Raw genomic sequence first — 23911 nt, forward strand, 5'->3', positions numbered from 1 at the left:
GACCATCGATCAGGCTCCGACAGGCGGACAGCGGCGTAGCGCGGCTTCGTCTCAGGCCCAGCAGGCATAGACTTTGCAGCATTCCGGAAACTGGGAGCGCACGATGCCTGTCGAGATCAATGGACTGATAAACCACAATATTTCCAGCGAGACCGCGCCGCTGCCGTTCGAGACGTTCGACCCCGAAGGCATCGTCAGGATGGCGCGGCTGCATGACGCGTGGGGCTATGACAAGGTGCTCGTCGCCAATGCGGCGGTCATGCCCGACAACTTCACCATTGCCGCAACGATTGCCGCCAACACGACGCGGCTGGGCGTCATGCTTGCCCATCGCCCCGGCTTCATTCCGCCGACGATGGCCGCGCGCATGCTGGCGACGCTCGATAGGCTGATGCCGGGGCGGCTGGGCGTGCACATCATCACCGCCGCCAGTGACGAGGAAACGCAGGCCGATGGCGACTACCTGACCAAGGTCGAACGGTATGACCGGGCCAAGGAGTACATCGAGATCCTGCGCGCGATGTGGACCAGCGAGGCGCCGATCACGCACGAGGGCAAGTGGTTCAAGTTCACCGGCGGCTTTGCTGCGATCAAGCCGACCAACCGCGACGTGCCGGTCTATTTCGGCGGCATGAGCCCCGCTGCTCTGGAAGTTGCAGGCCAGTACTGCGATACTTTCGCCACGCTTTCCGACACGGTCGCCGGCATGACCGAAGTGGTGGGCAAGGTGCGCGAGGCAGCCGCGCCGTTCGGCCGCAAGCCCGACTTCCTGTGTTCCATCCGCGTGGTGCTGGGCGAGACCGAGGAGGCCGCGTGGGCGCGGGCGGACGCTATCCGTGTGACCGTCGCCGCAAACCTCGGCAAGCTCGACAAGAACACGGCGGCGGTGAAGGCCGATGGCTTCAAGCGAACGGCTGAACTTGCGGCGCGTGGTGACCGTCTGGAAAAGTGCTTCTGGAACGGCATCAACCAGCTGCGCGGCGGGCAGAGCAATTCGGGCGCGCTGGTGGGCACGCCCGCGCAAGTGGCCGATGCGCTGATGGACTACTACGATGCCGGTGTGAACAAGTTCATCCTGCGCGGCTTCGATCCGGTGGGCGACGTGATCGGCATTGGCCGCGACCTGATCCCGCTGGTGCGGGCAGGAGTCGCGGCGCGGGACGCCGTGGCCTGACCTTGCAGGCGGGGCGGTATTACCGCCCCGTCACGCGCCCCAGGAACGGCAGCATCCGCTCGGCGCTCTGCACCGGGCAGTCGAGCGGCATCATGTGGCTGCAGTCGGGGATCAGCTCCAGCGTCTTGTCCTTGGCAACCGACATCGCAAAGCCCGGAATGCCGTGGCTTTCCAGCGGCGTTTCGTGCTCGTCCCGGCCCCATATGAACAACGTCGGAGTGGCGATGTGCTTGAGATCCTCGCCCGAGCTGGCGAAGGAGAACCTCGTTTCGCGGATGGCGCGCATGGATTCGGCATCGCGCAGGGCGCGGTTGTTGAGCACGGTCCATTGCTCGACCAGATCGGGCGTGACCTGGCTGTCGTCGGTGATGTTGGCGAGCAGGATCTGGCGCCAGAATTCGTGGCGGTGGAACGTCGGGTGGGTGCGATCTTCTGCCACGGCGTCCAGCAGCGCCTTGGGCATGGTGCTGAAATCGAGTGCGAAGTCAGCAACGGCGATATTGGCGAGGATCAGCCCCTTCAGCCGGTTCTGGCGGGCTGCGGCGTAGGCGGTGGCCAGAACGCCCGAGCTTGAGGTGCCGAGCAGCACGAACCTGTCGATGCCGAGCCTATCCATCAGCCCGTCGATCACGGCGATGCGCTGGGTAGTCGAATAGTCGCCGCGCGGGTTGCCACCGGAAAGGCCGCCGGGGGACTGGTCGAAGCGGATCACACGGTATTTGCGGGAAAGCACCTTGGCCCAGCCATCGAGTTGGCGCACGTTGGCGAAGGAGCCGTGCAGCAGTAGGATTGCAGGCCCCTTGCCTTCGTCGACGTAGTGAATGTCCTCGCCCGCGATCCTGGCGAAGTGCGAACCGGGCAAGGCGTAGCGTTGGCGCAGGACGGTATCGGACGGAACCGTTGGTGCAGGTTCCTGGGATTGAGCCTGAGCCACTGTTGCCCAGCCTAAAGCCAGTGCTGCCGTCAGCAGGGTCGTCGCTTGGCGGAAAGTTGCATGACGACGTAGCGGCCGTTGTAATTGCATGATGAGCCCTCAGCGGTCTGGAGGTCGGGGGCGAAGGTCAGTTGCGACAGGCCGAAGAACTGGCCGGGCGCGGTGCCTTCGTGCGCGCCATCGGCTTCATAGCCGTAACGCAAGTGCCAGCCGCCTTCGGGCAGCGGCGTGAGCTTCTCGGCGAAGCTGACCGAGCGGGAGGATTTGAAGCCGCTCGTCTCGATCGCTACCGCGATGCCATCGGCGGACTGGTCAATGGCAAGATCGGCGTCCCATTCATAGAGGACTCCGCCGTCTGGCCCCAAGGTGATGCCGTGTAGAGCCCAGGCTCCGGCGAGATCGGGCGCGATCATTTCGCTGGCTCCGTTGCGGTCGGGGCCAGCGTCTTGTCAAACCACGCGCGCAGGTCCCTGGCGGTCTCCTTGGGCAGTTCGAGCATGGGGTAATGGCCAAGATCGGGGTAGCGGATCAGATCGACCTTGGTGCCGGAGAACTGCTTGACCGCATCGTCAGCCAGATAGGCGGGCAGGACCGGGTCGGCATCGCCCCATTGCAGCAGTACCGGCACCTTGACCCGCGCCGCATCATCGCCTGCGCCCTTGGACCAGACAGCCTTGAGATTGGCCTGATAATACTGGCGGACACGTTCGAAGCCGCCGGGAATGTTGTTGGTGAGGTAATACCACTCGACCGTCTCGTCGGTCAGCCGTTCCGGGCGCCCATAGAGTTCGGCCAGCGCGCGGCGGTAGTAGAAGCGGGGGTAATAGTTGGGCACGAGGTTTTCGTGCGTCCACACCATCGCCATCATCACCCGGCTGAACTCGCTGGGCGGCGGCGCCTTGAGCGGCAAGGTGGACAGGGCGAGGGCGGTTACCTTTTCAGGGTGGGCCGAGGCATAGAGCGTGGCGACGGTTGCGCCGCTCGACGTGCCGACAATGGCGAAACGCTCGATCCTTTTCGCCTCGACAATGCTTTCGAGCAGCTTCACCACGCCGGGCATGCCGGTGGCAGGTGCGCTGTCGGTTGACAGGCCATAGGGCGGCCAGTCGAAGCGGATCACGCGGTAACGGTCCTTCAGCGCATCGGTCCAGACGTCCCATTCGCGAAGATTTGTCATCGAGGAGTGGAGCATGACGATGACCGGGCGATCGCGCGGGCCTTCATCGCGAATGTGAATGCGGGCCGTGCCGTACGTTTCGAAGGTGGATGGAGCGCCGGCCTGTGCCTTCAGGACACTTTCATACGATGGGTTCCACCAGCCAGCCCGCATCGTCAGCAGGATCACGGCGACGAGGCCGAGACCGACTGCCACCATGAAGCCGAACATTCGCAAGATCTTCATGTTGAGGAACTCCCCGTTCGTTGTGGTTCAGGCGCGCGCTTGTGCTTCGGCGGCGAGAAGACGTGCGCATTCGGTTTCGCCCGAGGCGAGCGCGGCGCGCATGCGGCGGCGGGCAAGGGCGTAGAGCAGGCTCGCCACGGCAAGGCAGGGCAGGCAGACAATGGCGATGGCCCAGCCGACCTGGGCATCGTCACCCAGTACGCGCTGGGTAAGGCTGGCGACCAGCAGCGGCCCCAGAGCGGCTCCAAGCAGGGTGTTCATCACCAGCGTCAAGGATACGGCGCTGCCGCGCATGTGCGGGGGCACCACCGATTGCAGGGTGGCAAGCATGACCGTGCCGACCACCGAGAACACGGCTGCCGAAGACGCGACCAGGAACGCTGCCACGTGCACTTCTCCGGCCATGACTGCGAGGACCGAAGGAATGGCGAAGAGCGGCGTGAAGGTGAGAATGGCGAAGCGGGCCATCGGCTTGCCGCCTTTCATCGAGCGGTCGAGCATGGTGCCGCCGATCAGCGGGCCGATTGCCGAGAAGGCCATGGCCATTGGCCCCAACCATGCGGCGAGGAAGGCAGGCGAGGCGCCATATCCCCGCATCAGCATCGTCGGCGCCCAGGCCGAGGCGCCATAAGCTACGGTGAAACAGATCGCGAAGCCGAAGTAGAGCGGCAGGAGAACCGTGCGGTTACGCCAGAAATAGTGGAGTTCCTCGGCTCCGGGCGCGCGGCGAGGGCCGGTTTGCACCGTGCCGCGTGCCGGTTCGCTTGACAGGATCAGCAGTAGGGCGGCCACGATCAGGCCTGCCGATCCGAAAAGCAGGAATGCCAGACTCCATGCGGCAAGGCCCCCGATGACCGGAAGGCCAGCGAAGGCACCGGCAGCGGCAGCGGTGAGGATCACGCCAGTGACCGAAATGGCGATGCCGTTGGCAAGGCCCTGGCCTGTCATGAACACGGCGATCGGGCGTCCGCGCCGTTCTGGCACGAACAGGTCCGCGATCAGGGAAATGGCAGCGGGGCTGAGCGCCGCTTCGCCGAAACCGACCAGCAGACGCGCAGCGAAAAGTTCGCCGAACGATTGGGCAAGGCCGCTGCCAATGGTGGCAAGGCTCCACACCGTGATGCCGAAGGCAATGAGGTTGCGGCGCGAGAAGCGGTCTGCCGCCATGCCCATGGGAACGCCCATGCAGGCGTAGAACAGCCCGAAGGCAAGGCCCTGCAGCAGGCCGATCTGCTCATCCGTGATGCCAAGATCGGCCTTGAGCGGATCGACCAGCAGGTTGATTGCCGACCTGTCGATGATCGAGAGGATGCCGGCGAAGAACAGGATGCCGACGGTCAGCCATGCCCGCTGCGCCAGAGGCGCGGGGCGCGTCATGCCGTCGGCCACCGTTGCCACGATCAGATCAGGCCGCAGGCGCGGGCGCGCGTCTTGATGTAGTCGCCCAGCCAATCGAGGTTGCGGAACCGCAGCGTGCCTCGGCCCACCGCGGTCGAGCTTTCCGCCATGCCGGCAACAAGGCGGAAGGCCTTGGCCATCAGGAACAGCTCGCGGTTGTCCTTCTCGGCCTGGGTGAATGGGCGTACGCTGTCGTATCCTGCTTCGAAGGCTTCGCCGATAGCGGGATCGAAGCCGTAGAACAGGTTGCCCCAGACGAAGTTCTGGACGTCCTGCATCAGGAAGTCTTCGCCCGCCGCGTCGAAATCGAGGAAGGTGATCGCGCCGTCTTCGGCAACGTGGACGTTGCTGGGGTGGAAATCGCGATGGCAGACGCCGAGCGGAACTTCCCCGCTGGCGGCCAGTTCGTCGAGCCGCTTGTCGAGCGCGGCGGCGATCAGCGGATAGTCGCGCAGATCGTCCGGGCGGTCGTTCACGAAGGCGACCAGCGCCGGCATGCAGATGTTGTAGTCCTTGGCCGTCTTGGTCGAGAACGTGTGCGCTTCGCCCGCCCACTTGAAACCGTGCAGGTGCATCTGCGCCATGGCCGCACCGATGCGAAAGGCGGTTTCGTTCGAAAGGCGCTCGCCGAACTTCACGCCCGGCGCCCAGTCATAGAGCGCCAGCGCGCGCTCGCCCTCGGGCGAGGAGACCTTGAAATAGAGGCGCCCATCGTGCTGCGGCACGGCGACCGAAGCGGGGAAATCGTTGGCTTGAAGGTAGGCGAGGAAATCGAGCTCGTAGGCAACGTCGTCGACATCGCGGTAGGTCTTGCGCCACACGCGCAGGGCGTACTTGGTGGTCTCGTCCTCAACCAGGTAGACGTCGTTCATCCCGCGATAGAGCAGGAAGCACGTGATCTCCCCCTTCATCGGATAGCGGCGGGCAACCTCGCGCGCGATGAAGGCGGGGTGAAGGACCGAGTGCGAGACCTGCGCGATGGGCAGATCAGGGGTGATCGAAGAAACGGCGGAGTTCATTGGCAATCCGTTCGGGGGCTACGTCGAAAATGTCGCGATCGAGATCGAGCATTTCGACAATGGTGCAATCTGGCATGAGCGCGGCTGCGGCCTTGGCCAGTTCGAGCAGGTCTTCGGCAGGCTGCAGCAGCAGCGCCGGTTGGGCAACCAGGCCGAGGCGGGAATAGTCCCAGCTCCACACGCCCTGATAAGCCCAGGTAAACCGGTCCAGTACGCGGGCCTTGTCGGCGAAGTTGAACACGGCCTTCTGCAGCGGCACCGCCGGATCGCGTGAGGTCACGACGTAATTCCAGAGGTTGCGCAGCAGGGTCAGCGTGGATTCACCGCTCTCTTCGGGCAGCGGGTAATTCAGGGCCTCTGCCAGCTTCTTGGCCGAGACATCGGCGGGGAACATCGGAATGCCGGTGAGCGCCAACCGGCGCACGCGATCCGGGCGCGCGATGGCCAGTTCCGAACACAGCAGCGTGCCGGTGTGGAAGCCATAGATGTCGATGGGGCCGGTCAGGAGGCCATCAGCTTCGAGCGCATCGAGTGCATCCGAAAACGCGGCGGCATAGCCGGCCATGCCCGGAGGCGATGGCGGTGCATCGGACATGCCATAACCGGGCGTGTCGAAGGCAAAGACGCGGCGATCGGTGGCCAATGCATCGATGAGGGCTTCGTATTCGTAACCGGAAGACGGATTTTGATGGAGGAGGACGACCGGAGTATTCGCGGAATCCTGCGGTCCAGCCACGCGATAATGCATCTGGCCGTGGCGGCAACGGGTGTAGGCCCGGCTGATCGAGGGATATGGCGGCATGTCGGCACTATGTTCCGGCTGATGAGGCTTCTGATTGAAATTGCCCGATTGTCCGCCAAGCGGTGATCGTCCGGCAATCAGGCAGCGATGGCGGTCTGCCGCGCGGCTTCCATCTTGTCCTCGTCGAGGTCGTAGAACCAGAGGAAAAGGCCGTTGATGGCAAACATGGCAGCCGGGATCACGGCAAAGCCCAGCTTGAGCGCAAGGATCGCGCTGGGCGGCTGTTCGATGATCGCGCCGCCGGTCGTCGGCACATAGTTCAGCCAGCGGAGGAACAGGCCCAGCACGGCAACGCCCAAGGCGAAGCTGACCTTTTCGACAACCGCGATGGCGCTGGACAGCAGCCCTTCTCGTGCTTCGCCCGTCAGGAAGCGGTCATAGGCCTGGGTATCGCCCAGCATCGAGATCGACATCAGGATCAGTGCGCCTGATCCCAAACCGCTGGTGAATCCTCTGGCAATGATGCCGAAAGTGCTGATCGTCTCATCGGCCAGCAGCCAGCTCAAGGCCGCGCCGCAGAACAGCACCACGCCGATCAGGTAGGTGCGGCGCTTGCCGATGCGCTTGCCGGTCCACACCCACAGCGGCATGGCCAGCGCGGTGACGAGGTTCTGCGTCATCGCCAGCACGATCTGGCCGTCATAGCCGATGCCGACCACGTTGAGCATGAACAGCAGCATGGTGGAAGCGACCGAGGCGAAGGACAGGAACTGGAAGACCTTTGCGCCCAGCAGCATCATGAACGGGCGATTGCGGGCAATCGCGCGTAGCTGGGCCAGGTTGGGCATGTGCGAGGTGGCGCGCTTCATGCCTTCCGGGGCATGCTTTACCGGGACGGAGAGCGCGGTTGCGGTCATCGCGCCGCCGATGATCAGGGCCATGACCAGCCCCATCGTGGCATAACCGCCGCGTCCGGCACCGCCGCTCTGCACCAGCGCAGCCGTTCCGGCGAGGGCCAGGACCTGCCCGATGGAAACGAAGACGGTGCGGAAGGAGATCAGCCGCGTGCGTTCGTGAAACCCGTCGGTCAGTTCCGAAGGCAGCGCCATGTAGGGCACGTTGAACAGCGAATAGGCGGTGGAATAGATCAGCAGCGCGGCAATCATCCACGCCATCAGTGCGCCCTGGCCCAGGACCGGCGGGGCGAACAGCATCAGGAACGACACGGCCGAAAGGAGTGCGCCCGCCAGCAGGAACGGCTTGCGCCTGCCCCAGCGGGTGCGGGCGTTATCGGACATCGAGCCGACAACGACGTCGATCACGGCATCGGCTAGCTTGGAGATCATCAGCAGGTAGCCGGCGATTTCCGGTGACTGGCCGAGAACCGTCGACATGAATGCCGGGTAGAAGCTCGTCACCGTGTTGAGCATGATCGATACGCCGACCGTGCCGACGCTGAAGCCGAGGCATACGCCGAGCGAGAGGCGGGCGTCCTTTGCGGTGGTGCTCATGCCGCGTTCTCGGCGAGGAAGGTGGCGATGACGGTGGCCTTCGTTGCCGCATCGCCCGGGGTTGATGCGGAGTGGCCGTTGGCAAGCCGTTCGAGCGCAGTAGCGACGGACGCGTTGAGCAGGGCCAGCTCGGTTTCGGGCTTGAGCAGCAGGGTGGGAGCCTTGACCTGCTCCATGCGCTCGAAGCTGCGGTAGCGGAAGGCTGCGATATAGGGCTTGTGGTAAGTGTCGAGCGCCTTCAGGACATCGAGCGTGATCCGATGGAGCACCTGCGGCGGGGGCATCGGCACGGCAAGGCGACGGTCCGGCACTTTCATGAAGTGCGGGAAGAACAGCGCCTGATCGCGGCAGAAATTGAAGGCCCAGATCAGGTGGCGGCCATATTCGTCGGGCTCGACCGAGGGCGCGTAATTGGCGATCACCGCTTCGCGCAATTCGTCATCGTATTCAGTGATACCATCGAGGATCACTGCACGGACGCGCTCGGGGTATGCTGCGGCGAGTTCGCAGGCGATGCGCGCGCCGGTGTGCGTGCCGTAGACGTCCACGCGAGCCAAGCCCAGCGCGGCGCACAACCTGTCCATCGATCCGGCGAAATAGCCGATTTCCGGATCAGCTTCGGCAGGCGCGACCGAATCGCCGTTGCCCAAGGTGTCCGGCGCGATGATTTCCCCCATGCACCCCGCCGCGCGCAGGGCCAGCATGAAGTCCTGCATGAACCACGACGAGGCAGGCGAGGCGTGCAGCAGCAGCATCGGCGTTGCGTCCGGATCGGCCGCTGGAAGGCGGCGCAAGTGGAGCTGGCCCTCAGCGAGCATGATGAACGCCCGCTCGATGGCGTGGGTAGGGATCTGGGTCATGGTGGCGGAGCGTATATCGGCTTTGCGACCGCCCTAATCCCCCATGGGCAATGACCGTCAGGCGGAGACGTGGCCAATCCGGTGTTTGGGAACCCTGATGCACGATCATGCTGCAGGGCATGGACTGGCGACTGCACCCTTCCGATGACGATCTGCTGGCCGCACTTGAGCGCGGCGGGCCAATGAACGTCGAGCGCGCTGTCGCAGTGATGGAGCGGCACAGCCTTGAAGGGCTGGTGCTGGGCGACCCGCTCAACGTGTATCATCTGCTTGGCCACTGGCCCCAGATTGCGCGTACCCGTCCGGGGCAGCCGCCGGGAACTTTCGCACTGCTTGCAAGGGCAAGGCCTGAAGCGCCGGCGCTGGTAACGAGCCGCTTCCTACATCACTACAGCTGGGCCGATGGCCGGGATCGTGCCGACGTAGGGGTCTGGCTCTTCAACGATCTGGGCGACAGTGGGGACGAGGCCATCGCGCCGGTCCCTGACGGTCCGGTTCTGCCGACCGGCTCATCGGCGCCGCTGACGGCAGCGGAATATCACCGGGCGCAGGCGTCTGCAGCACTGGCTGGGGTAGAGCGTATGGCACGCGATGCAGGTGGAGCGATCGTCGCCGCCATGCGGGGCCTTGACTTGTGGCAAGGCCGGATCGGGTTCGACAGCCCGGTGGTCGCGGAAGTGGCAGCGCGCCACCAACATCCCGGCGCCATGGTGCCGGCCGACAACATCCTGCGCGAGATTCGCCTGATCAAGTCGCCGCTGGAACAGGCACTGATGGCAAGGGCGGCGCGCGCCAACGTCGATGCTCTGAATGCGGTGGGCCATGCGATCCGGGCTGGTGCGACGCATCACGAGCTTCAGAACCTCTACCGCCAGGAATGCGCGGTGCGGGGCAATACTTCAGTGTTCCTCAACGTCGACCGCGTTTCGTCCGATCTGTCCCGCGTGAAGGTGGCCGATGGGCAGACGCTCATGCTTGACGGCGTCAGCTCGTTCCTTGGCTATCACGGCGATTTCGCCCGCACCGTCTTCGTCGGGGAACCGTCACGGGCAGCGCGCAGGGCGGCGGAGGCCAGCGCGTTCGCGTGGAGTGCAGTGCGCGAGCAGTTGCGCCCGGGCCTGCGCTTTTCAGAGATCGTCGCGCTGGGCAGCGAAGCGGTGCGCAAGGCAGGGTACGAGGCGGTGATCGGCTTCGGCCCGCACAGCGTCGGCCTGGCCCACACCGACGAGCCCGGCGAAGTGCACGGCGGCTTCTGGCGCAAGCCGGACTTCGTGCTCGAACCCGGCATGATCATTTCGGTCGATTGCCCGACGCTTGATACGGGCATCGGCGGATCTGCCCATTGCGAGGACCTTGTCCTCATTACCGAGACGGGCGCCGAGCCCATCCACCCCCTTTATGAACCGGTGATAGTGGTATGACCCGAAGCTTCATTGTTTCGGCATCCGTGATGGATGCCAGCCTTGCCGTGCCTGAACTGGCACGCCCTGTAATCGCTGCGGCCGAACAGGCCGGACTTGACCTCCTCGTGCTGGGCCGGGCGATCGATCGTCCTTTCGACGCGCAGGTGATCGCGGCATGGGCCGCGCCGCTTACCTCGCGGGCCGGCATCGTTGCCACCGTTCCTGCGACCAATGCCCATCCCTTCCACGTTGCCCGCGCGCTGTCTGCCGTCGATTATCTGGCGGGCGGTCTGAGCGGATGGTCCGTGGTTTCGGAAGGCGGAGAACCGGGCATGGCCGCCGACATGGTCCGGGCGGCGCGCGCGCTGTGGGATGGCTGGGGCGCCGATACGCTGGTGATCGACAAGGACAGCGGGCTTTACCTGCATCCCGACCAGGTCAACCGGCCAAACTATCGCGGCCCGTTCTTCGACACCGCCGGGCCGGTCAACGCCATGCGGCCGCTGCAGGGGCAGCCTGTGCTGGTGCTGGATGAAGCCGAGGGCGTCGGTATCGATGATGCCGATATCGTGCTGGTGGATGCACCGGGTTCCCTCGCTCAGGGCAGTCGCCGCTTGCTGAAGGTGGGGGCAGGTTCCGATCTTGATCTGGCGGCGCTGACAGCGGCGTTCGATGCGGGCGAGATCGACGGCGTGCATTTCATTCTGCTGGAGCAGGCGGCAGCCCTGCCAGCCGCAATCGGCGCCATTGGCAGTCTGCTGAGCAATCGCCCCGGTGCAAAGCCTGCAGCCAGCGGGACTCTGCGCGAGCGGCTCGGCTTGGCGATCCCGCCCAGCGCCTCCACCCAATCAAAGCCTACGCACGTGCCGGAGTATGTCGCATGAGCAAGCAGATCCACCTCTGGGCCTTCCTGCAAGGCATCGGCTTCTTCCCGACCGGCTGGCGCCATCCCCGCGCGACGCCCGAAGGCGTGTTTTCGATGGATTACTATGCGCGTGTCGCGAAGATGGTCGAAGACGCACGCTTCGATGCCATCGTCTTTGGCGATCAGCTGCAATCGCGCGGTGCAGGCGGCCGGACTCCTGCGAGGTTGGCGATGCCGACGCTCGATCCCGTCAGCCTGCTGATGGCCATGGCTGCAGTGACCGAGCACGTTGGCCTCGTCGCCACCGTCTCTACCACCTACAACACGCCCGAGATGCTGGCAGAACGCTTTGCCGCGATGGACCGTATCAGCGGTGGGCGCGCGGGCTGGAACATCGTGACGACCGCCCATCCTGAAACCGCGCCGAACTTTGGCGAAGCACAGCTGCCGCCAAAGGACCAGCGCTATCGCCATGCCGTCGATGTCGTGACCAAGGCCTGCGAACTGTGGGCGGCGATGGACAAGGCCGGGCCTGCGCTGCCGCAGGGGCGTCCCGTGCTGGTGCAGGCCGGGCAGTCTCCCGAAGGCCGCGACTTTGCCGCCCGGACCGCCGAAGCCATCTTCTGCCCCGCAGCCAATATCGATGCCGGCATCGACTTCCGCAACGACATGCGCAACCGCATTGCCGCCGTCGGGCGTAATCCCGATGGCGTGCGCGTGATGCCGGGCCTGTCCTGCGTGCTCGGCGGCACCGAGGAAGAGGCCCGCGCCAACCATGCGGCAATCCTCGACATGGGCGACGTGCCGCTGGCGATCGAATATCTTTCGGAATCGCTGTGCTGTGATCTGACGCCGTTCGATCCCGACGCGGCGATCCCGGTCGATGCGATCCTTGCCAACACGTTGTTGCCGAAGGCGGACGTCGCCAAATCGGTTCAACCGGCTGCGGAGAAGGGCACGAAGCTGGGCGATTTCGCGGCCAACTTCATGCGTCATCCGCGCGGCCACAACGTGTTCATCGGCACGGGCGAGCAGATGGCTGACATGATGATCGAATGGCGCGACAGCGGGGCCTGCGACGGCTTTACTCTGCAGCCGAGCTATATGCCTGGCGGGCTTGAGGACTTTGTCGAACAGGTCGTGCCGGTGCTGCAGCAGCGCGGACGGCTGCGCAGGGAGTATCCGGGCAGCACCTTGCGCGAGACGCTGGGCCTTTCCGCCCGCATGCGCGAAGCCGCATGAAGCGGGGTCGGCTCGCGCTCGGCATAATCGGCGCGCTCGCGCTCGGCCTTGGCGGCAGCGTTGTTGCGCTGCGCGCCGGGGCAGGGGAGACTGACCGCGCCGAACTGGAGAGGCGTTGGGCCGATGCGCCCTCGCGCTTTGTGACCGTGGACGGCGTGCGCATGCACGTGCGCGAGGAAGGTCCGGCGAACGGTCCGGTCGTGGTGCTCCTGCACGGTTCGATCGTGAACCTGCACGAGTGGGATGACGTCGTGCCGCTGCTGGCCGACAAGTACCGCGTCGTCCGGTTTGACTGGTCACCCTATGGGCTGACCGGCCCTGACCCGAGCGGCGTCTATTCGACGCCGCGTTCGGCGCAGCTCATGGACGGGCTGATGAAGGCGCTGGGGCATGACAAGTTTGCGATGGTCGCCACGTCCAACGGTGCGAATGTCGGGCTCGCATTCAACCGCGCCTATCCGGGCCATGTCACGGCGATGGCGTTTTCGATGCTGCCGCTGGAACGGCCAAGCCAGACCCGCAAGGTCGATTGGCGCCTGAAATGGATGCTGGAGGCGCACAAGGCCGTCCTTCCCAACTGGCGCCATCGTGAATTCTGGCGGCTGATGCTAGAGGATACGACACCGCCCGAGTTCACGCCGACCGATCGCATGGTCGATCAGATCACCGAGATGAACAACCTGCCCGGCGCACTCGATCGGCAGGCGCAGTACATCCAGGCCAACGTCAAGGCTTTCCAGTCCAGCGATGTCGGCGCGGTGGCAGAAGCGGTGCGGGTGCCGGTGCTGCTGCAGTGGTGCTCGTTCGATGACGTGATCTCGCAAAGCGCGGATGCTTCGGTGAAGCGTTTTACCAACACCAAGGTGGACGTGATCAATTACCCCGATCTCGGTCACTTCCCAATGTGGGAGAAGCCCGAGAAGTTCACCCGCGACTTGCGCAACTGGCTTGATCGCCAACCGCCTGCGCCTGCGGGCTGAACCTTCGGGACGCGCGTCTCTCCGAAGGGCGGACAGTGAAGATAACGGTGCAGCGCCAAGCGTTTGCTGCGGCACCTTCGCTTCAACAATGCAAGGGGCGTGGGGCCTCGCAGCCGGGAGAACGCCGTGTCGGGACCAGCCGTCGGTATCAGTCAAGCCGCAAGCCAAACAGGCAACGCCTCGCGCTGGGCGATCCGCCTGGGATCGGCGCTGATCCCGCTGGCGCATGCGGCGGGCCAGAACCTCGTCACGGTTCTCGGCTTGCGCTTCATGACCGACAGCCTTGCCATCTCGGCCGGCGCGGCAGGTGCCATCTTCGCCTTCGTGAAGATCTACGACGGATTTGCCGATCCGGCCGTGGGTGCGTGGAGCGACCGCGCGAAGACACCCTGGGGGAGGCGCCTGCCGTTCCTTTTCGCAGGTGGCATCGCCATGCCGCTGGGACTCGCTCTGCTGTTCGGTGCGCCGTCGTTCGGTTCGATCCTGCTGGCGCAACTGTTCGTGACGATTGCTCTGGTCATCCACGCCACGGGGTACACGCTGCTGACCATCCCCGGTTTTGCCATGCTGGTCGAAAGTTCGTCCGATCCGCGTGAGCGCACCAGGCTGATGGGCTGGCGTACTTATGGCAATGCTGTCGGCACCATGCTCGGCTCAACCCTGCCGACATGGATACTGAGCCAGACTGGCCCCACGCGCAGCGGCCACATGCTGATCGCGCTGATCGTGAGTGCGGTGGTCTTCATCGCGACTGCTCTGGCGGTGCGGCTTCTGGCCAAGGCGCCGCGCACCGCACCTCCGGAGCGCGCGGGTGCGGCGCGGGTCAATCCGCTGGTCGCGCTGTGGCGGCAGGTCCTGCTGGCGTGGAAGAATGTTCCGTTCCGCATCCTCGCGATTGCCCACGTCTTCCTGTTGTTCGGCACGGCAATCGGCTCTGCGGCGCTGGCCTTTTTCACGCGGATCGGTCTGGAGCAGAAGGACAATGTCCTTGGCACCTATTTCATGCTGGCAACGGTTGCGATGCTGGTGAGCATGACCGGGTGGGTGTGGCTTTCGAACCGGGTCGGCAAGAAGGCCTGCTACATTGGTGCGCTGGCGCTCTATGCCATTGTGCAGGCGAGCTGGCTGCTTGCGGAGCCCGGTGAGGCGATGCTGTTCATTTCGGCACGCGGTGCGTTTAGCGGGCTGGCGGGGGCCGGCATGATCCTTTGCGCCTATTCGCTGCTGTCGGATGCGGTGCGCTATGACTACGTGACCAGCGGAGAGCGGCGCGAAGGCGCATTCGCCGGCTTCACCACGCTGTTCGACAAGCTTTCCTCGGCTGCTGCGCTGGCCGTGATGGGCGCGTTCCTTTCAGCGATGGGCTACGTTCCTTCCGCCAGCGGCCAGGCGGCGCAGCAGGGGGCAGAGGCGAAGTTTGCCGTGCTGACGTGCGTGTCCGTCATCCCCGCCGTGGCGATGATCGCCGCCATCGTCACCATGCTGTTCTACCGCCTCGACGGAGCAACCGTCGAAGCGGCCGAGCGGCAGCAAGCTCTTGCGGAGTAACCCGGTTGGAACGCCATCCCCTCGAACTCGTCGGCCTGATTTCGCCTTACCGCACAAGCGAGACGAGCGAGACGCCGGGACCATACGATCCGGCCTTCGTCGCCGAAATCGCCCGAGCTTACGAGGCTGCCGGGTATGACCGCGTGCTGGTGGGGCAGAACGCCAAGTCGGCCGACAGCCTGGTCACCGCGACCTGGGTTGCGGCGGCAACGACGCGCTTGAAGCTGATGGTGGCGCATCGGCCCGGCTTCATTGCGCCGACCATGGCCGCGCGGGCGTTTGCCACGCTCGACCAGTTCTCGGGCGGCCGGGCAGGGGTGCACGTCATCACCGCGTTTTCGGACATCGAAACGCGCTGCGATGGCGATTACCTGACCAAGGACGAGCGTTACCGGCGTAGCAACGAATACGTCCGGATCATGCGCCGGGTCTGGGCGGGTGAAAGCCCGTGCGATCATCAGGGCGACTGGTATCGGTTCGAGAACGCAGGGTCGGAAGTGCGTCCGGCGGCAGGCAGCGTGCCGGTGTTCTGGGCGGGGACGTCCGAGCTGGCTCTGCAGTTCGGGGCTGAATTGGCCGACGTCTATGCCTTCGGGCCCGGTAGCGTGGAGCAGATTGCGGCACAGGTCGCGACGGTAAGAGCCGAGGCTGACAAGCATGGACGCAACCCCCGCTTCTCGATGTCGATGCGGCTGGTCGTGGCCGATAGCGACGAGGCGGCGTGGGCGCGGGCTGATGCGCTGCTGCAAGGCGTCATCGCGCGGCAGGCAAAGCACGGTGCGCTGGGACGCGATCTGGGCAAGGCCGCCGAGACCGTTGCCGCGAATGCCGCGCAAGCCGATGATGCCGCTGCCGACCCTTGCCTCTGGACGGGCCTTACCAAGGCGACGCAGGGCCGCCTTCAGGTGATGTGCCTGGTCGGATCGCCCGACACGCTGGTGCAGGCGCTGCTGCGCTATCGCGCGGCGGGGATCGACAATTTCCTCGTCACCGGCTTCGACTGGCTGGCCGATACGCATCGCATCGGCACGGAAATCGGCCCGGAACTGCGGCGGTGGGGGAACGGCCCGGCCTAGCCGCCGGGCCGCAGGGCGCGCTCCTCAGAAGCCGAGAGCGCCCGGATTCATCAGACCCTTGGGATCGAGCTGCGTCTTGATCGCTCCCAGCAGGGCCTTCTGCTGTTCCGACAGGCGCGGCTGATAGGGGTAGGCGCGGCCGAGCTGGAAATGAGCGGCCTCGTGGCTTTGCATGAGGTCGATCATTTCGCCCTTCAGCTTGTCGACGAAGGCGCGCGATTCGGGGTTTGCCGCAAAGCTCGGCTGGCCTGCGAGGTACTCCTCGCCCAGCGTGGTCACGTGGTACGAGGTGCGCGCATCGGGCCAGTAGGCGGCGATTTCATAGAGGAACCCGGCAGAGCCGACCGGCGAGAACATCGTGCCGAGCCAGACGCCGTGGCGGTCCATTTCGGCTTGGCGCGATGCGATCAGGGCCTTGAACGCGGTATCGAACGGCACGACCTGATCATGCGGGAAGACACCGTGGATCGGCACCCAACGCTCACCGCCGGGGCCAAGCACGTTGTAGAGCGGCGCGAACGGCATCGACTGCACGAATGTCGGGATCGAGTTGGCAATCTCGCGGCCGAGGCCATCGAGCAGCTTGCGCAGCAGGCGAGCCTTGTGGGCGGCTTCTTCCTGATCGAAGCCTTCGATGATGAAGTGGCACATATAGGCGCCTGCGCGCATAGCGCTTTCGCCGGCGATGGCCATCTGTATGAGCTGGGCCACGCCCTTGAGCTTGTTCGGCGCGCGCTTCAGCACATCGGCTGCGATCTTGAGGCGGGCACCCATGCCGTCCTGCCGGCCGATCTGCCCTTGCGACAGGGCGAGGTCGAGGCCGAAGTGGCTCTCCTCCAGCTTGGCCATGGCCGCCTTGCGCGAGGCGGCGTGGTAGTCGGCAAAGCTGTCAAACGCGAAGCTGACGCATTCGAAGCGGGGCAGGATCGGCAGCAGCGGCAGGCGGATGCGCGCCTTGATGCCGAAAATGCCGCAGTCGCCGGTGAACAGCCCGGTCAGGTCAGGGCCATAGAAGCGCATGGCGCGTGACGAGGAGGTGTTGAGGATTTCGCCACTGGCGAGGATCACGTCCATCGACAGGGCAGACTGTGCGGAAATGCCGTGGGCGGTGCCGCCGTGGCTGACGCTGTTCTGGCTCATGCTGCCGCCGACCGTGGCGGCAATGCCCGAGAAGGGCCCCCAGAACGGCGTGCGCAGTCCCTTGGCGTCGAGCGCTGCCTTGAGCGCGGCCCAGGTGACGCCGGCCCCGCAGGTAACGACTGCGCCGAACTCATCGATCTCGATGGTGTCGAGCGCGCCGGTGTCGATCAGGACATGGCCCGGCTTTCCGGCAAGGTAAGCATCTGTGTAGGATGCACCGCCGCCGCGCGGGACCATGGCGACGTTTGCTTCGGCGCAGATCTTCACGGCCTGTTGCAGGGCCTCGATCGTGCCCGGCCGGATCACGGCCAGCGGCAAGGCGCCACCGCGATAGACGTCGTTCGAGAAGTAATCGAGCGCATCGGCCGAAGTCTGCACGCCAGCTTCACCCAGCGCGCCGCGCAACTGTGCAAGAACCGTATCTTCCTTTGCCATCGTGGCCATGCTTGAACTCGTTCCTGAAGGTCTGGCGAAAGGCTGATGTGTGGGCATCGGGCCGCGTGGTTTCGATAGCGCAGCGCCCATTATCCGGCCAGTGACCATTGGCGCCCCAACGCTATGAGACCATGCACTTTGCGGCAGATTGCCTCGCATGACGCAGCAGAACTTCGCTACCTCTTCCCAAGGTTGGACGCGCCCGGCCCGCTGGTTGCACTGGGGTACGGCCCTCGCGATCCTCGTCGAGGTTCCTGCGGGCTTTGCGATGGCGTGGACATATCTGGAGGGATCGCGCGGAGGGCCGCTGGCGTGGCTTCATCTGCGCGCCAGCCAGGTTCACCACACGCTGGGCATGATCCTCCTTCTGGCGGTAATCCTACGGCTGTTCTGGCGCTGGCGCCATCGCGCCCCGGAACTGCCTGCGGGCACTAGCGCCGGTGGGCGCTTCGCTGCAAGATCGGTTCAGGCCCTGCTTTACGCGCTGCTGTTGCTGGTGCCCTTGACCGGCTGGGCGGCGCTGTCAGCGCTCGGGGCAGGGGCTGGATACCCCGCGCCGCAGATGTGGTTCTTCACGCACGACGGGTTCGGCCCCGGCGGACTGATCCCGCATATCGTGACCCCACGTCCGTGGAACGCGCCGGGGCTGATCGGCTACAGTCTCTTTGCCAAATCGCACGTCTATATGGTCTGGGCCGGTGGAGCGCTGCTGTTACTGCACATCGGCGGCGCGCTGAAGCACCATTTCATCGACAAGGATGGCGTGCTCCTGCGCATGCTGGGCAAAGACCCGAAGCGCTGACCGGCTGGCGGATAGGTTTGTTCAGGGATTCCTTCCCCGCGATGGTTGCGCCACCTTGCTGTAAATGACAGGCAATCCCCGCACAGCGGGATGCCGACGGGGAAATCGCATGACCACAGCCGAGGCGGCTCCGCCTGCAAGGATCGCCACTTCGATCAAGGCCGGATACGGCATAGGCCAGATCGCGGGACAGCTGTTCCGCGATACACCTTCGCTGCTGCTGCTGTTCTTCCTGACCAACGTGATGGGCATTTCGCCCGCGCTTGCCGGGACGGCGATCTTCATTCCCAAGGTGGTGCTGGGAGCACTGTTCGACCTTGGCATCGGTGCGATGTCCGACAAGATTGCTGGTCGCTTTCCTCGTCGCAACTGGTTTGTCGTGGCCGCGCTTGCCTCGCCTGTCGCGATGCTGGGCATCTTTGCCGTGCCGCATGCATCGGTGGGATTCCAGGTCGCCTGGGTAATGGTGACCTTCAGCTTCTACATGGCCGTCTATTCGAGCTTTTCGGTGCCATACCTTGCCATGCTGGCCGAAATGACATCGAACCCGCGCGAGCGGACCGAGTTGATGGGATGGAAGCACAGCTTCGGCGGGATCGGATTGTTGCTCAGCTCGTCGGTGGCGCCGATGGCGGTAAGCGCGCTGGGGACCGACCAGCGCGCGCACCTGATCGTGATGGGCACTGTCGGCATCTCGTGCCTGGTCTTCATGCTGATCGCATGGAAGGTGGCGGGGCGGATCGTGCCGGTGGCGAAAGTTGCAGGCGATGGCGCAGCGGGCCGTTCGGCGCTCGGCGGTCTGGCCCGCGCGTTTGGCGACAGGCGCTTCGTCATCCTCAGCCTTTCGGCGGTGGTCATGACCATTTCGGCAGGCATCGGCTACGCCAGCTTTCCGTTCTTCGTCAAATACTCGATGGCACGGGCCGAACCGTTGCACGACCTTGGCATCATGGCCGCAATCATGGGCATCGCGGTCATTTTCGGATCGCCTTTGTGGGTGATGGTGGCAGGCCGCATCGGCAAGGTTCCGGCCTACGTTCTGGCCGCTGCGGGACATGGCGTGGTCGTGTTCGTATGGGGGCTGGTGCCGCGCGCGCCAGTCGAAGTCGCCTATCTGCTTTCGGCCTTGCTGGCGGTGTGCAACGCCGGCTGGGGTACGATCGTTTTGTCACTGCTTTCGGACTGCATAGCACAGGCGCGCGAAGAATTCGGCGAGAACCGGGCCGGGTCCTATTCGGCGATCTGGTCTGCCATCGAGAAGGCCGGGATCGCCCTTGGCGGCACCTTGATCGTCGGCGTGCTGCTTTCGTGGTTCGGCTTTGATTCCGGCGCTGCAAAGGCAGGGCTGCCGCAATCCGATTCCGCGATGTTCGGAATCCTGTTCTGCTATTCGTTCCTGCCGGGCGTCGCCAAGGTTGTCGCTGCGGGGATGATCTGGAAATTCGTGCGCGAACCGCGCCTGCCATAACTTCGAGGCTCATCCCCAACATGAATGATATTGCATCGCGTCCCATCAACATCGCGATGGTCGGCTGTGGCCGCATCTCGCTGTCCCACCTCGATGCCATCGCGGCGCGGCCGCAGGATGCGCGATTGGTGGCCGTAGCCGACCGGGATCAGGAGCTTGCGCGGCAAGTGGGCGAACGCTTTGGCGCGCCAGCATACGCGACGCTTGAGGACATGCTCGATCTGGCCGAGGTCGATGCAGTGCTGCTTGCCACGCCGAACCACCTGCATGCCGTTCAGGCCATGGCTGCACTGAAGGCGGGAAAGCACGTGCTGGTCGAAAAGCCGGCTGCCGAGACTGGCGAGGATGCCTTGGCGTTGGCCCGCGAAGCCGAGGCGCGCGGGCTGGTTCTGGCAGTGGGGCACACCTTCCGGCATAATGAAGCCGTCCGCCAGGTCGAGGCCCGGATGCCCTCGTTCGGCCGCCTGCTGTCTCTGGAAGTTTCAATGTGCGTGCGGTGGGATGGACCGCAGGCGCCGTGGTGGGCCGAGCGCAAGGCACAGGACGGTCTGATCCTGTCGCTGTTTGCGCCGCATGCTCTCGATTTCGTGCAGCTTGTCATGGGGGCGGACGATCCTGTCCGCGTCTACGCCGAAGCTGCGCGCCTGCAATCGGGCTGGCAGGGAGAGGACGAGGCGATGATCGTCATGGCCTATCCCGGCCGCCGCATGGCAAGCGTCCACATATCCTACAACCAGCCCACCGTGCAGGATCGCAAGACGCTGTATTTCGAGACCGGCATCCTCGAGATTGAGCACGGCGAAATCCTGCGCTGGAACGACGAGGTGATCGTGATTCCGCCGACAGGCGTGCTGCGTGATCCGCGCAAGCTGGGTGGTCGCGGCCTCTCGCACTACTTCGAGGGCCAGATCGAAGAGTTTGCCAAGGCCGTGCGAGGCGAGCCTCATCGCATGCCGACCGGATATGACGCAGCAAGGTTGATCGCGCTGATTGATCGGGTCCGCGCATCGGCCCGGACAAACTCCGCCGCCGATGCAATTGACCCGCCTGTCTGACTTCGGCGCCCTGCTCGGGGGCGACCGACTCCTCCGCGAATGCCAGAAAAGCGAAAGGCCGGGCGATTGCCCGGCCTTTGCCTTTTCGACGTTGCGCCAGCGTTAGAAGCTGACGGAACCCTTGATGCCGAAGGTCCGCAGTTCCGGCAGGCCGACGACCAGATAGCTGAACGGACGGGCAGCCAGCGCGCCGCCAGGCGTCTGCAGGTTGTTCTGCTGGATCGAGGTGTACTGCTTGTTGTTCAGCAGGTTGTTTGCGAACACTTCGATGCCGATGTTGTCCAGCTTCACGCCGACGCGACCGTTGACCACGGTGCGCGAACCGATCCAGGTAAGGTTGGCGGCATCGAGGAACTGGCGCGACTTGTAGTTCACGTCGCTGCGAATGAACCAGGTAGCATTGTCGCGGCCCGGGATATCGCCCGAAAATTCCGGCGTGATCGCAAACGAGTACTGCGAGGTAAGGGGCAGCTTGTTACCCTTGAAGCCATCGCCCGTAACGCCCGTGACACGAGTGATCGCCGGGTCATTGAACGAACGGATGTTGGTGTCGTTGTAGGCCCCCGAGAACGTGAGCGACACGCCTTCCATGGGAAGGATTGTCGTATCGAGTTCGATTCCCTTGACCTTGGTCCGGCCCGAGTTTGCGATGCCGGTGACGGTTGAGCTCAGCGGCGGATTCAGCGAATTGTCCACGAAGAAGACGCTGCGCGTGTTGTACTGGTTCTTCCAGTCACCGTAGTAAGCCGAAAGAGCAAAGATCAACTTGTTGTCGAAGGCCCGGCCCTTCAGGCCGATTTCGTAGTTCGTCAGCTTTTCCGGAACAGTAATGCCACGCAGGCCAAGCGACTGGGACGCGGCGATTTCGCCGGCGGTGCCCGAGAACAGACGGGCGTTGAATGACGAGATGCTGACGTTCGCTGCCTTCGACCATGACGCGTAAGCCATGATTTCGGGCGTGATCTTGTAGTTGACGATCACGCGCGGCATGAAGTTGTCGTAGTTCTTCGAAAAGAACTGCGTCAGCGGCGCATAAGTGCCAGCCGGAACACCGTTTTCAGCAGCAGCGGCCGCCGAGATCGTTGCGCCCAGACCACCGGTGAAACCGTACACCTTGTCGCGCTGGTAACGGCCTTCAAGGCTGATCTCGAGCGCGTCGGTAGGCTTGATGTTGACGCTGCCGAAGATACCCTTGGTTTCCACCCGCTGCGGGGCAGAAGCCGTGCCAGCACCGCGAGCCAGGCCCAGAACAGCTTCTCCATAGACGTTGAACAGGTCACGCTTGACCTTGGTGTCCATGTAGTTGGCGCCGATCATGCCGGAGATCATGCTGTCATTGTCAAAGGAAGCGCGCAGTTCCTGCGAGAAGTCCTTGTTGTGGCGTTCGATCGCGAACGGGAAGTTGTAATAGGGAAGCAGGCCGTTGGTCGGCGTGGCGGCCGTGTTGATCAGCGACGAGCTGTCATAGTTGTCGAGCTCGGACATCTGCGACCACTTTTCGTCGTTGACGCCGGTGAGCGACGAGAGCGTGATGCCGGTGTCGCCCAGTTCGTAATCGATGTTGGCGTGGGCATGGAGGTACTTGCGCTTGAGGCCATAGCCCTGAACGCCATCGCTGGGCGAGACGGGGCGAAAACGGCCATCGGCCAGCACGGCCGAGGTCTTGGCATCGATGTAGGTGTTCTGCGCGGGTGAGAACGCTGCCGGCAGCGCCGGAGCCTGACCGCAGATGAACGGGTTGACGCCGTTCAGCGTGCAGTTGGACAGGCCAGGGACGATGATCTTGCCGTTGGTGTTGCCGCTCAACGCCGGGATGTTGACAACGCCATTGTTCGAGCGGACTTCGTAGGCCGAAAGCATGCCCTGTGCGGCTGGACCGTCATGGTCTTCACTGTAAAGGCCGAAGACCTTCATGGTCAGCTGGCTGGAGGGCGTGAACAGCAGCATGCCGGTGACGGTGCGGGTGCGCTGATCGCCGAGACGCTCGTTGGGGTTTGCGCGATTGCGGTAGGAACCGCCGCGCTCGAGCGCGCGCCCGGAAATGCGGAAGCTCAGGATGTCGCGTGCGATCGGCCCTTCGAGCGAGCCCTGCACATCATAACCGTCGCGGCTGAAGACCGAGGCGTTCATGCTGCCGCCAAAATCGCTCTTCGGGGTCTTGTTGACCACGTTTACCGCGCCGGCGAAGGCATTGCGGCCGAAATAGGCGTTCTGCGGACCCTTGAGCACTTCGACACGGGCCGGATCGGTGATCGAGTTCAGCGCAGAGGCCGACGAAACCGGCACGCCGTCGATAAAGGTTGCGGTCAGGGTCGAATCCGTGGTCGACGGCGTGAAGCCGCGCAGCGAGATCTGCTGGAACGAACGGTCGTTGCGGCCCGAGTTGTTGCCGGTGACGTTGATACCGGGCGTTGCGTCGATCAGGTCGGTCAGCGAGATGATGCCGCGCTGGCCGATTTCCTCCGACGGCATTGCCGCAATCGCGATCGGTGTGGTGAGCAGGGTTTCTTCACGCTTGCGCGCAGTCACGACGATGTCACCGGTCGGCGCGGCTTCTTCAGCCTGGGCTGCTTCCTGGGCGTGTGCCGATGCGGCCTGCAAAAGGGAACAGGCGATTGCGATCGTAGAGATCGGAATCATGCCAAGAACTCGGGTCGTCTTCATTATTTACACCCCTCACGTTTGATCAGCCGAATGGCGGGATTACTACGTTCCCTGGGAAAATGGCTTCATGACGCACCAGCAATTCTGCAAGGCGTTCAGCTATCCCGGATCCTGCGATACGGCTTGTTTTGATTTACCTGTCCGAAAGCCGATATCCGGCAGGCCAATATTGATCGAGATCATGGACCAAGCG

Annotated in this window: 20 protein-coding genes; 10 read left to right on the forward strand and 10 right to left on the reverse strand. The window is 64.3% G+C overall.

The window, feature by feature from the left end; all coding sequences use genetic code 11:
• Nucleotides 1–103 precede the first annotated feature (103 nt).
• A complete protein-coding gene (locus AX703_RS09660) occupies nt 104–1174 on the forward strand; it encodes an LLM class flavin-dependent oxidoreductase (protein WP_062343798.1) in 1071 nt (356 codons plus the stop codon).
• Between the two features lie 19 nt (nt 1175–1193).
• Here AX703_RS09660 and AX703_RS09665 read toward each other — a convergent pair whose 3' ends face one another.
• The 8 genes from AX703_RS09665 to AX703_RS09700 form a co-directional block, all read right to left on the reverse strand.
• Complete coding sequence (locus AX703_RS09665) at nt 1194–2108, reverse strand: alpha/beta fold hydrolase (RefSeq protein WP_197423666.1); 915 nt, start codon at nt 2106–2108, stop codon at nt 1194–1196.
• A 29-nt stretch (nt 2109–2137) separates the two neighbouring features.
• Nucleotides 2138–2521, reverse strand: coding sequence for a hypothetical protein (locus AX703_RS09670; protein WP_062343799.1), 384 nt, complete (start codon nt 2519–2521; stop codon nt 2138–2140).
• The gene (locus AX703_RS09675; protein WP_062343800.1) at nt 2518–3510 is read right to left on the reverse strand and encodes an alpha/beta fold hydrolase; all 993 of its coding nucleotides are present in this window, start codon (nt 3508–3510) and stop codon (nt 2518–2520) included. Before AX703_RS09675 ends, AX703_RS09670 begins: the two co-directional genes overlap by 4 nt.
• Nucleotides 3511–3537: 27 nt before the next feature.
• Nucleotides 3538–4887, reverse strand: a complete 1350-nt coding sequence (locus AX703_RS09680; protein WP_062343878.1) for an MFS transporter — start codon at nt 4885–4887, stop codon at nt 3538–3540.
• 23 nt (nt 4888–4910) lie between these two features.
• Nucleotides 4911–5927: a phosphotransferase enzyme family protein gene (locus tag AX703_RS09685; RefSeq protein WP_062343801.1), complete on the reverse strand. Its 1017-nt coding sequence runs from the start codon at nt 5925–5927 to the stop codon at nt 4911–4913.
• Nucleotides 5896–6729, reverse strand: a complete 834-nt coding sequence (locus tag AX703_RS09690) for an alpha/beta fold hydrolase (protein WP_062343802.1) — start codon at nt 6727–6729, stop codon at nt 5896–5898. Before AX703_RS09690 ends, AX703_RS09685 begins: the two co-directional genes overlap by 32 nt.
• A gap of 77 nt (nt 6730–6806) precedes the next feature.
• The gene (locus AX703_RS09695; RefSeq protein ID WP_062343803.1) at nt 6807–8180 is read right to left on the reverse strand and encodes an MFS transporter; all 1374 of its coding nucleotides are present in this window, start codon (nt 8178–8180) and stop codon (nt 6807–6809) included.
• Nucleotides 8177–9040: an alpha/beta fold hydrolase gene (locus tag AX703_RS09700; RefSeq protein WP_062343804.1), complete on the reverse strand. Its 864-nt coding sequence runs from the start codon at nt 9038–9040 to the stop codon at nt 8177–8179. The genes AX703_RS09695 and AX703_RS09700 overlap by 4 nt, the downstream gene beginning before the upstream one ends.
• A 107-nt stretch (nt 9041–9147) precedes the next feature.
• Here AX703_RS09700 and AX703_RS09705 point away from each other — a divergent pair, with 107 nt between their 5' ends.
• The 6 genes from AX703_RS09705 to AX703_RS09730 all read left to right on the forward strand — a co-directional run bounded on the left by AX703_RS09705 (nt 9148) and on the right by AX703_RS09730 (nt 16154).
• Nucleotides 9148–10461 carry a Xaa-Pro peptidase family protein gene (locus AX703_RS09705; protein ID WP_231735473.1) on the forward strand — a complete coding sequence of 438 codons (1314 nt, stop codon included), beginning with the start codon at nt 9148–9150 and terminating at the stop codon, nt 10459–10461.
• The gene (locus AX703_RS09710; protein ID WP_062343805.1) at nt 10458–11327 is read left to right on the forward strand and encodes an LLM class flavin-dependent oxidoreductase; all 870 of its coding nucleotides are present in this window, start codon (nt 10458–10460) and stop codon (nt 11325–11327) included. The genes AX703_RS09705 and AX703_RS09710 overlap by 4 nt, the downstream gene beginning before the upstream one ends.
• A complete protein-coding gene (locus AX703_RS09715) occupies nt 11324–12550 on the forward strand; it encodes an LLM class flavin-dependent oxidoreductase (protein WP_062343806.1) in 1227 nt (408 codons plus the stop codon). Before AX703_RS09710 ends, AX703_RS09715 begins: the two co-directional genes overlap by 4 nt.
• Nucleotides 12547–13530, forward strand: coding sequence for an alpha/beta fold hydrolase (locus AX703_RS09720; RefSeq protein ID WP_062343807.1), 984 nt, complete (start codon nt 12547–12549; stop codon nt 13528–13530). The genes AX703_RS09715 and AX703_RS09720 overlap by 4 nt, the downstream gene beginning before the upstream one ends.
• A 126-nt stretch (nt 13531–13656) precedes the next feature.
• Complete coding sequence (locus AX703_RS09725; protein ID WP_062343880.1) at nt 13657–15078, forward strand: MFS transporter; 1422 nt, start codon at nt 13657–13659, stop codon at nt 15076–15078.
• A gap of 5 nt (nt 15079–15083) precedes the next feature.
• Nucleotides 15084–16154: an LLM class flavin-dependent oxidoreductase gene (locus AX703_RS09730; protein WP_062343808.1), complete on the forward strand. Its 1071-nt coding sequence runs from the start codon at nt 15084–15086 to the stop codon at nt 16152–16154.
• A 24-nt stretch (nt 16155–16178) separates the two neighbouring features.
• On the opposite strand, the gene AX703_RS09735 is transcribed toward AX703_RS09730, so the two are convergent.
• Entirely contained in the window at nt 16179–17738 is a 1560-nt protein-coding gene (locus AX703_RS09735) for an FAD-binding oxidoreductase (RefSeq protein WP_062343809.1), read from the reverse strand.
• Between the two features lie 148 nt (nt 17739–17886).
• On the opposite strand from AX703_RS09735, the gene AX703_RS09740 reads away from it, so the two are divergent.
• The 3 genes from AX703_RS09740 to AX703_RS09750 all read left to right on the forward strand — a co-directional run bounded on the left by AX703_RS09740 (nt 17887) and on the right by AX703_RS09750 (nt 21054).
• A complete protein-coding gene (locus AX703_RS09740; RefSeq protein ID WP_062343810.1) occupies nt 17887–18531 on the forward strand; it encodes a cytochrome b in 645 nt (214 codons plus the stop codon).
• Nucleotides 18532–18640: 109 nt separating this feature from the next.
• Nucleotides 18641–19999, forward strand: coding sequence for an MFS transporter (locus AX703_RS09745; protein WP_062343811.1), 1359 nt, complete (start codon nt 18641–18643; stop codon nt 19997–19999).
• Between the two features lie 20 nt (nt 20000–20019).
• Nucleotides 20020–21054, forward strand: coding sequence for a Gfo/Idh/MocA family protein (locus tag AX703_RS09750; RefSeq protein ID WP_156452002.1), 1035 nt, complete (start codon nt 20020–20022; stop codon nt 21052–21054).
• A gap of 102 nt (nt 21055–21156) precedes the next feature.
• Here AX703_RS09750 and AX703_RS09755 read toward each other — a convergent pair whose 3' ends face one another.
• The gene (locus AX703_RS09755) at nt 21157–23718 is read right to left on the reverse strand and encodes a TonB-dependent receptor (RefSeq protein WP_062343813.1); all 2562 of its coding nucleotides are present in this window, start codon (nt 23716–23718) and stop codon (nt 21157–21159) included.
• Between the last annotated feature and the right edge of the window lie 193 nt (nt 23719–23911).

The sequence above is a fragment of the Novosphingobium sp. CCH12-A3 genome (genome assembly GCF_001556015.1).
GTDB classification, from domain to species: domain Bacteria; phylum Pseudomonadota; class Alphaproteobacteria; order Sphingomonadales; family Sphingomonadaceae; genus Novosphingobium; species Novosphingobium subterraneum.